Genomic DNA, 7165 nt, shown 5'->3' with positions numbered 1-7165 from the left:
GACCGCGGACGGCGCGGGCATCGGCGCCGCAGGCGGGGCGGCGACCGGCAGCCTCGTCGGCGCGCTGAAGAACGGCGGCCATACCGATGAGGAGGCGAACGTCTACTCGGAGGGCGTGCGTCGCGGCGGCACGCTGGTCAGCGCCAAGGTGGCGGACGATCAGGTCGCGCACGCCGAGGGCGTGCTCGACCGCAACAGGTCGGTCGACGCGACCACGCGGGGCGCCGCCTATCGTCAGTCCGGCTGGACGGCGTTCGACGCCGATGCGCCGGCCTATACGAGCGAGCAGGTCGATCAGGAGCGGACCCGCTACGGCGCCGCCGCGACGACCGACCGCTACTGACGAGAGCCGGTGCATGAGGAACGTCGAGGTCCACATGCACCGGTCCTCGCCCTGTCACGGTGCATGCCCACGGCCTCCGCTTGCGTCGCCATGCGAAGCGAGGCCATACCTCTTCCGTCACAGCAGCTGAAGCCCTCGCCCGTCGCGTGAGCGACGCTCAGCTCGAAGCTGCCGGCTGGGTGGTGCAGGACCGCGCCGAGCTGAACCGCAGCGCCTCGCTGGGCGTCGCCGTCCGCGAATACCGAGTACCCTTTAGCCTCGGGGCCTTGCGATTACCTGCTCCTCGTCAACGGGAAGGCGTGCGGGATCGTCGCTTCGCGCGCGGCTGGCCGACATGCCGCCGCTCGTCACCGACGGCCTGCGCGACTGTCAGGTCGAGGCGGTCGAGGGGCTGGAGGCGTCGCTCGGCAGCGACCGGGCGCGCGCGTTCGTGCGGATGGCGACCGGGGCGGGAAAGACGTTCACCGCCGCGACGCTCGCCTATCGCCTGCTTGCCCATGCCCATGCCGATGCGCGGCGTATCCTGTTCCTCGTCGATCGCAACAACCTGGGTCGTCAGACGCTCAAGGAGTTCCAGACCTGTCGTCCGCCCGGCACCGGGCGGCTGTTCACCGAGCTGTACAACGTCCAGCGCCTGGGCGCGGCCGGGCTCGACCCGCCCGCCAAGGTCGTCATCTCGACCATCCAGCGCGTCTTCGCGCAGCTGACCGGCACCGAACTGTCCGAGGAGGATGACGAGGAGGCAAGCGGGTTCGAGGCGGGTGGGGAGCGCGGGTGGACGCCCCAATGGACCTCGGCGCCCAAGCAGGTCGCCTACAGCGCGACGATGCCGCCGGAGACGTTCGACATCGTCGTCGTCGACGAGTGCCACAGCTCGATCTACGGCAGCCGGCGCCAGCTGCTCGACTTTCGACGCGCAGGTCGTCGGCCTGACCGCGACGCCAACGGTGCAGACCGCGGCCTTCTTCGACGAGACCTGGTGGCCGACCATCCCTGTGAGAAGTCGGTCGCCGACGGGGTGAACCTGCCCTTCGAGACCCGGACCTTCGCGGAGGGACGGCGATGGCACTCTATTGCGTCATGACCCCGCCGATCTCCATCAGCAGGCCGTTGTCGACGATCGGAATGCCGTCGTCTCGCGGCCAGAAACCACCGGTATATCCTGCGATATAGCGACCGGTCAGGGGACGCCGAAGTTCGTCGTGACGCGCGAGCATCGGCGGGATCGGGTTGTCGGGACGGGGATGCGTGACGATCGCCCCGTCGTCGAAGATGTCCGCCGCGCACTCATGGCTGAACAGGCTCGCCTGCGGGCTCAGCCTGTCGGCGACGATCATGAGGTCCCGAGCCGACGACTCCAGATCGACATCCATCCACAGGCACATCAATCGCGGCGGTCGCCAGTCGCGGAACGTATCGGCGAAGAAGCCCTTGTGGAACGTGACGACGTCGATCGCCCCGAAGCGCGAGACATGGTCGCCAACCTCCTCAAGGCTACCGGCATATTGTCCCGCCGCATAGCCGGAACCCTCCGTCCGCGGCAGGCCTTCGAACGAGTCGAAGATGTGCATCTTCAGGCCGAGCTGCCGGCATGCGAAGCTCAGCATCGCCGAACTGTACCCCTTGAAACAGCCGAACTCGGCGAAGTCGCCCTCCACTCCCCAGGACTTCAGTACGTATAGCTGATGGACGATCGAGAAGATCTCGCGAACCGAGTTGGGCTTGCAATGGAAGTCGTTCGAGCCGGGATCCGCATTCCTGTTCGTTGGCGGGAAGTGTCGCTCGACGAAGCGGCAATGCGCGAGCGAGACAGACAGATAGCGCGCGTAATCCGCAAGAGCGGGCAGGGCATTGAGTTCCGGCGTCGTCATGACCAGCAACAGACGCGCCACGAAACGGCGCTGCCCTTCGATGGACGTCAGATCCGCACAGTCTTCCGGCCAGCATGCCGCGATCGCATCCACGACGCGCCGCGGGAATGGACCGCGAACGCCGCTGTCGGGAGCATCGGCCATCCGTTCCGAGATCGCGGTTCCCGCCACGCGCACCGAGGCGAGCGTCGCGCTCGGCCGCCACGGCCGCACGGGCCTGGCGACGATACGCAGTTCGCCGATGAAGTCGGCGCCGCGCATGGCCTGGGGAAGATCGAGGGCGAAGCCGCTGGTGCCCGCGTCGAGGTGGTCCGGATAGGCGACCTTGACGTCGGGGCGAGGGATCGACGGCACGCAACTGGCGACGCGGGTGCCGTCGAGCCAGGCTTCGACCCGCAGGGCGCCGCGACCCGATGCCCATCCCGTGACACGTCCCCCCGCGACCGCATCGACTGCGCCGCACGGCGCGAGCGCCTTGCGGCCTTTGTCCAGGAGTCGCAAAGGCCCCGTCGTCATGCGGTATCCTGTCCAGCCGCCGATCGATTGTCCAGCCCGACGCCCGAGCTACCGTTCAGCCAGGCCGCCTCTACTTCGAATGAGACATGGATCAGCCGGCCGGAAGCGGATTGGCCGACAGGACGCGGTCGGTGCGAATTGCGGTTGTGCGATCCGTCGCGCCGGTACACCGCGAGCGGATGTCCAGGTCCTTCGCCGCCACCCTCGCCGCCATCCTCGCGACTGCCCTCGCCACTGCCCTCGCGACTGCCCTCGCTCCCGTCGCCGCCGCGCAGACGATGCAGGCCGGTGCCTGGGACGTCACGTCCACCGTCGTCGAGCTGACCGTGCCCGGAATGCCCGGTTTCCTGGCGCGCATGGTCCGCGGCAAGTCGAAGGCCGAGCACAAGCGGATCGCCGCCGGGCAGGGGGTGGAGGCGCTGCTGGCGCCGGACCCGAAGGCGCAGTGCCGCATCGACAGTCAGACGGTCGCCGACGGCCGCTACGCGCAGGCGCTCACCTGCCCGCAGAAGAAGGGTGAGCCGCTCCGCATCGTCCGGGCCGGCACCTATGATGCCAGCAGCTTCGCGGGCCGGGCGACGGTGTCCGGAACGACGCCGAAGGGCCAGTTGAACATCGTGCTCGAACAGCACGCCGCACGGGTCGGCTAGGGACCGGAGCGGCAGGGGCCGCCAGGGCGGCGTCTGACGCGGCGCCTGCATCATCGGCGCCCATGAATGGAACGTCCGCCGGCATCCGGCTTTGAGACCGTTCGGCATCCGGCCTCGCGCGTTCGTCCCCGCGCGCGACGAGGGCCGCCTTCGACGGAGTACGCATCGTGACGATCAGGATCATCTGCCTCGAGGAGCATGTCTTCGACCCCGCGCTGGCGGAGGTATCGTCCGTGATGTTCGGGCAGGATGCGCCTTACTGGTTCGATCAGGGCACCGCGTTCCAGGACGATCCGACGCCGCAGGACCGGCCGCGCAACAACCCGCCCGGGCGGGCGGTCGAGTTGACCAGGGACACGCCCGACGCCCGGCTGAAGGCGATGGACGCGGATGGGATCGACATGCAGATCCTGTCCTACACGCACCCGGCCCAGGGCGCGCCCGCGCAGGCGGCGACGGTCGCCAACGACCGGCTGGCGGCGATGGTGCGCCATGCGCCCACGCGCCTTGGCGGCTTCTGCACACTGCCGTGGCTCGATGTCCCGGCGGCGGTGGCGGAGGTGGAACGCTGCCGCGCGCTGGGGTCGGTCGGCGCGCTGATCGCGGGTCGCCCGTCAGGCGACGGCTTCCTCGACGATCCGCGGTTCGAGCCGGTGCTCGCCCGCTTGGCCGAGCTCGACATGCCGCTCTACGTCCACCCCGGCCCTCCGTTGAGACAGGTGCAGCAGCCCTATTACGGCGGCTTTTCCCCCGAGGTGACGGCGCGGCTGTCGCTGTTCGGTTACGGCTGGCACAACGAAGCGGGAGCGCAGGTCGTGCGGCTGATCCTGGCGGGCGTGTTCGACCGGCACCCGAAGCTGCGGGTCATCAGCGGTCACTGGGGCGAGATGGTGCCGTTCATGCTCCAGCGGATGGACGACACCATGCCGCCCGCCGCCACCGGCCTTCGCCGTACCATCAGCGAGACGTACCGCGAGCAGGTCTATGTCACGCCGAGCGGGATGCTGTACCTGCCGCAGTTCAACTTCTGCCGTGAGGTATTGGGGGCGGGGCGGATCATGTTCGCGGTCGACTATCCGTACCTGACCATGGCCGGTGCGCGGCGCTGGCTGGAGACGCTGGACATCCCCGACCGGGAGCGCGCGCTGATCGCGCATGGGAATGCCGAAGCTCTCCTGCGGCTTGGCTGAACGCCGGGACCTGCCTCGCCTGCCGTGTGATGCCGGCTCCTATCTCCTCATGCGCAGCATGAACCGGTCGGTGTTGAAGTGACCGGTCTCGCTGTTCGACGCCGACCTGTCGTCGCCAACGTTGTGCAGAGACGCGCCCTCGGCCTCCAGCCTGAACCCGGCCGATCTCAGCTCCGACTTCGCGACGTCCTCGTCCATGCGGTGCAGCGTGGAGGTGGCCGCAAGGCCGGCTCCGGGCGCGGCGCTGTGATCTTCTACATAGAAGATGCCGCCGGCCTTCAGGTTCCCGAACACCGCCCGGTCCAGGCCGGCGATGTCCGCGGTCGGGCCGTTGTGGAAGTCGTGGTAGTTCTCGGTGGTCCAGAAGAGGTCCGCCTTCGCCGGCAGCGTCGCATGGGCATAGTCGCTGACCGTCACCACGACGACGTTCGGGTAGGCCAGCGCGATCGCGTCGAGCGTTTTCAGCCCGTTCGGACGGGCGGCCTGGGCCGCGGTGACGATGGCGAAGACCTTGCCGCGCGATCCGACCGCCCTTGCCAGGATGCGGGTGTAATAACCGCCGCCCGAGCCCAGCTCGGCAACGATCATGCCCGGTCGGATCCCCGCGAAGGCGAGCACCTCGGCGGGCTTCCGGTTGGCGTCGCGGACCCTGTCGGCGTCGGGCCGGGCGGGATCGGCTATGGCGGCGGCGATCGCCGGCGACGGCGTCCGACCGTGCGCGGGGCCGGCGGCCGAGCAGGCGAGCAACGCGCCGAGCACGGCCGGGATCGCGGCCGGGATGTGGATGCGACTCATGCGATGTCCTCTCGTCGGCAACCCGTTCCCCGACTTCTAGCGACCGGATGCGCCCCGTCATAGCGCCGGGGTCGTGGCATTAGGCGGGCCGTGTCGCTCCATGGTCCCGATGACGCCGGACCGGACCATCGGTCGTTGGGGAGCGGTACGGCGCATCGGCCGTTGTGGACGTGGACATGCATGCAGGAGCACCGATGACCGACGATCCCCGCGCCAGCCAGCCCGCGACCTTTTCCGACGAGCCGCAACAGCCGCGGCCCGGCCTGGAGGCCGACATGCGGACCAAGCCCGACCACGGAGAGGAGAGCTACGTCGGCAAGGGACTGCTCGCCGGCAAGGTGGCGCTCGTCACCGGTGGCGATTCCGGGATCGGTCGCGCCGTTGCCATCGCCTATGCGCGCGAGGGCGCGGACGTCGCGATCTCCTACCTTCCCGACGAACAGGTCGATGCCTACGAGACGAGGGCATGGGTGGAGAAGGCCGGGCGGCGATGCGTGCAGCTGCCGGGCGACATCCGCGATCGGGACCGTTGCGCGGAACTGGTCGGGCGCACCGTCGCGGAACTGGGCGGGATCGACGTGCTGGTCAACAATGCCGCCGCTCAGACGATGAACGAAGGGCTCGACACCATCGACGACGACGAGATGCAGGGCGCGTTCGCGGCCAACGTCTTTGCGATGATCCGCCTGGCCAAGGCCGCCGCGCCGCACATGAAGCCGGGCTCCGCGATCGTGAACACCACCAGCGAGCAGGCGAAGATCGCGACGAAGAGCATGATCGTCTATGCCGCCACGAAGGGGGCGATCTCCAGCCTGACCGTCGGGCTTTCGAACCTGCTCGCGCCCGGGGGCATCCGCGTCAACGCGGTCGCGCCCGGCCCCGTATGGACGCCGATCCAGCCGATCGCCAAGTCGCCAGGCGAACTCGAGAAGCTGGGCCAGGACACGCCGGTCGGTCGCGCGGGCCAGCCCGCCGAGCTTGCCCCCGCCTATGTCCTGCTCGCCTCGGCCGAGGGGAGCTACATGACGGGCGCGATCGTCGCCGTGACGGGAGGGGTGCCGATCAACTGACGCACGAGCCTGTGCGGCGGTGCGCTCTCCACTTCGTGGCCTTCCGCGGCGATGAATACACGCGCGCCGTCCGGGTCTTCGGCACCCCGGACTTCATCCATTTCGGCTGGGACCGGTGGGCGCAGGCGGAGGTGATGCCGGGCGACACGGCGGTGTTCGCGCGCGGGACGTTCGAGGACGAGCCGTCGACCTACGGCTTCCCCGACCTGCGCGAGGCGGCCGACGGGTCGCGCTGATCCGGTCGTGGCGCGGTTCGGGGCGATGCGGGAACGTCCCGGCCTCCCCTTCGCTTGGTCCCCGACGGTCGCCTCGACCGCGAGGACGACGACATGGCAGCACCGATGGCCGATGACGCGAACGGGCGCGGCCTGTCCCGCCCGGTCGCGTTCGCGATCGTCGCCGCCGTGCTGGGGACCAGCGCCGTGCTTGGCCGCCGCAACGCGCCCGACCGGTCGCATCCGGGCATCCGGCGCTGGTACGGGCGGCTCGACAAGCCGGGCTACACGCCGCCGGACGCCGCGTTCGGCGCGGTATGGCCCCTGCTGGAGACGGGGCTTGCGGTCGGCGGCTACAGGCTGCTGCGCCGGCCATCCGGCGCGGCGCGCGACACGGCGGTCGGACTGTGGCTGGCGAACGCCGCTATGGTGGGCGGCTGGACCGAGCTGTTCTTCCGCCGCCGGCAACTCGGCGCGAGCGCGGCGGCGTCGGGCGCGACCATCGCATCGAGCGC

The 7165-nt window shown here is 69.6% G+C and carries 8 protein-coding genes and 1 pseudogene; 7 read left to right on the top strand and 2 right to left on the bottom strand.

What is annotated here, in order from left to right; all coding sequences use genetic code 11:
* Both HUV01_RS09950 and HUV01_RS09945 read left to right on the top strand, forming a co-directional pair.
* Positions 1-343 (top strand): annotated as a pseudogene (locus HUV01_RS09950) (hypothetical protein); the annotation flags it as partial.
* 334 nt (positions 344-677) lie between these two features.
* Complete coding sequence (locus HUV01_RS09945; protein WP_217430975.1) at positions 678-1427, top strand: DEAD/DEAH box helicase family protein; 750 nt, start codon at positions 678-680, stop codon at positions 1425-1427.
* Here the strand turns inward: HUV01_RS09945 and HUV01_RS09940 are convergent.
* Entirely contained in the window at positions 1414-2730 is a 1317-nt protein-coding gene (locus tag HUV01_RS09940) for a class I SAM-dependent methyltransferase (protein ID WP_174298113.1), read from the bottom strand. The genes HUV01_RS09945 and HUV01_RS09940 overlap by 14 nt on opposite strands.
* 179 nt (positions 2731-2909) lie before the next feature.
* Here HUV01_RS09940 and HUV01_RS09935 point away from each other — a divergent pair, with 179 nt between their 5' ends.
* Complete coding sequence (locus HUV01_RS09935; RefSeq protein ID WP_174298112.1) at positions 2910-3380, top strand: DUF3617 domain-containing protein; 471 nt, start codon at positions 2910-2912, stop codon at positions 3378-3380.
* Between the two features lie 167 nt (positions 3381-3547).
* On the top strand, positions 3548-4570 hold the full coding sequence (locus HUV01_RS09930) for an amidohydrolase family protein (RefSeq protein WP_217430974.1): 1023 nt from the start codon (positions 3548-3550) through the stop codon (positions 4568-4570).
* Positions 4571-4609: 39 nt separating this feature from the next.
* Here the strand turns inward: HUV01_RS09930 and HUV01_RS09925 are convergent, their stop codons facing one another.
* A complete protein-coding gene (locus HUV01_RS09925) occupies positions 4610-5365 on the bottom strand; it encodes a class I SAM-dependent methyltransferase (protein WP_174298111.1) in 756 nt (251 codons plus the stop codon).
* A gap of 194 nt (positions 5366-5559) precedes the next feature.
* Here HUV01_RS09925 and HUV01_RS09920 point away from each other — a divergent pair, with 194 nt between their 5' ends.
* From HUV01_RS09920 to HUV01_RS09910, 3 genes are all read left to right on the top strand, one after another.
* Complete coding sequence (locus HUV01_RS09920; RefSeq protein ID WP_174298110.1) at positions 5560-6435, top strand: SDR family oxidoreductase; 876 nt, start codon at positions 5560-5562, stop codon at positions 6433-6435.
* Positions 6436-6446: 11 nt separating this feature from the next.
* Entirely contained in the window at positions 6447-6671 is a 225-nt protein-coding gene (locus tag HUV01_RS09915; protein WP_254606544.1) for a hypothetical protein, read from the top strand.
* Positions 6672-6764: 93 nt separating this feature from the next.
* On the top strand, positions 6765-7165 hold a 401-nt coding region (locus tag HUV01_RS09910; RefSeq protein WP_254606542.1), incomplete at its 3' end, for a TspO/MBR family protein.

Source organism: Sphingomonas bacterium (assembly GCF_903643035.1).
Lineage (GTDB): Bacteria > Pseudomonadota > Alphaproteobacteria > Sphingomonadales > Sphingomonadaceae > Sphingomonas.
This window is presented reverse-complemented; position numbering and strand designations above follow the sequence as displayed.